The organism is Sporomusa sp., assembly GCF_035561255.1.
In the GTDB taxonomy this organism is placed as follows: Bacteria; Bacillota; Negativicutes; order Sporomusales; family Sporomusaceae; genus Sporomusa.
The window spans coordinates 1-2,222 of record NZ_DATMXX010000034.1; the positions used below are offsets into that span (position 1 = coordinate 1).

At 40.7% G+C, this 2,222-nt stretch carries 1 protein-coding gene; it reads right to left on the minus strand.

Annotation, left to right across the window (positions count from 1 at the left end):
- Window positions 1-2,197: glycosyltransferase family 2 protein (locus tag VN379_RS01710; RefSeq protein WP_325530161.1), on the minus strand; the 2,197-nt coding region annotated here is incomplete at its 3' end.
- Window positions 2,198-2,222 lie beyond the last annotated feature (25 nt).

Here is a 2,222-nt window from a genome sequence, read left to right on the forward strand (position 1 = left end):
TGGTTACATTCTTATTAATAGATTTAAAATCTTGTAGTATTTTACTGGATTCCTCAATAATGTTATCGTCTACAAATAAATAAGCAATTTCGATACCTTGAGTATTTAATCTGCTGAGTGAGTTTAAAAATTCTCGTAAGATAACTGGTTTCTGGTGTATCGGGCTACCAATTAAAATTCGTTTAGGGCATATGGGGTCCGAATTATTAAGCGGACTACTGGCTTCTACCGCGTTAATTTTATCTTCAGCGTAATCGTTAGAACTGTGGTTAGAAGCCTCCAATGCTGATAACTTGATTTGCAATGCTACAATTTTATCCCTAATTGCAGCATTGTTGCATTGTTGATAAGACCATGACAAATACTCCGTGACCTCGCCTGTGACTGGCCTGTACTCCACGGCTTTGGTAAATAAGTCTACAGCTTCATTATATTTTCTTAGTTTATAGCAGCAAAAACCTGCCTTGCAATACAGCATTCTCAATGAAATTGGCTCTAAGTCGGACCTGTTTAGCTGGTACATTAATAGGTTAAGGGCATCACGGTATAAGTACTGTCTTAAAAGAACATCGGCAATTTGTTCCGGAGCTGTCTCCAGATTAAATTGCATTCCTATTTGCAGCAGTCTATTTAGCTGGCTCTGGCTGCTGATATAAGAAAAGTTTTCCACCAGATTTAAGTAGCAGGGAAAAATTTCTGGAGATAATGGACTGTTCCCGTTCTGTAAGCAATAGGCAGCAGCAAGTTGTTGGTAAGAAGACGGTAATTGCGGTTGTAATGCATCAAGCCATTCCGGCTGATCGGCGAGTAGGGCTGAAACTACCGCTAATAATTCTGATTGATGATTACCATTGTCGCGGACCGCAGCGGTAAATAGCTGAAATGCCGGATGGAAATTACCGTTTACAAAGAATTTCATACCAGTAAAACCCTGGCAGTCAAATTGCTCAGATAAGATTTTTTCGTAGTAGATAAAAACTTGTTTTAGTTTCAATGCCGCCAACCGGACAACTAAAAAGTAAATGTCTTTTTCATTATGGTTGCTATAGATACTATTGAGAAGACAAATGATATCAGCGGCCTTTTGCGTACGCACAACGGAAATCAGGCCATCAAATGCTACTGTGCTGTGGCTGGTGTTTTTTAATGACTGTAAATAGTGCTCAAGTGCTTTAGCGGAATTGCCCATTTTGTCATATATGGCTGCGATGTCACTATGAACCCGAGCGATGTCCATAAAAAAATCATTAGCTAAGGTTGGGTCATTATAACATTCGTTCGCGCTGAGCGACTGTAATAATGCGTTAAGGGCTGCTGCATAATGTCCGGATTTTTTGAGATAATTACCTTGACACCGTAATATCTCCGGGTGGTGAGAATACTTTTGCAATGCGGTGTCAAGAAGTGGTTCGATGGCTTCCGGACCATAGTCAGCTAATCGCATCATGCTTTGCATTAAGATCAAATAGGGCCGATAGGCAAATGTTGATTTTAGTACCCGGCCATCATCAAGAGCTTTGTATGCAAAATCGATAGCCTTGGCGTATTGCCTTTGAAGCCAGTATGAGTGGCTAAGATAGTGATAGGTATAACTATTAATATCGCCACTGGCTAACTCTTCTTCCAATAATTGATGATTTCGGGTGACTTTGTCGGCAATTTTCGGGGTGATATAACCTGTATGTCGTATAACGAGTAATGTTTCCGGCGCGTAAAGCGCACTTACCGATTTATCGTGTTTAAAGATCGATTCATGAATTCTTCCTTTGTAACGAATAGCACGGGAATTGCGGAATATCCGGACCGTCCGGTCACGTCCTTTTAATGGGCCGTCAACCCCGTCGGTGTGCTCCATTGGACAAGCTATGGCATCAAATTTACGGTTGCCATGGATTCTATCAATAAGAGGATACACATTGACGATTTTATCAGCTACTATGTACTCATCTGCATCTAAAAAAATGATCCAGTCTCCTTTAGCTTGTTCCAGGGCATAATTACGGGCAGCAGCAAAATTGTTTTTCCATTGATAGTGGAAAACTGTGGCTCCCAGCGATTCGGCAAGGTTAACAGTGTCATCGGTGGAGCCGGTATCAACAACAATGATTTCGTTTGCGATGGTATTTATGCTTTGGAGACAGCGGGTAATATTGTTTGCTTCATTTTTAACAATTACACAAGCTGAAAGTTTGGCCATTCTCTTGTACCTCCATGAATTAAAT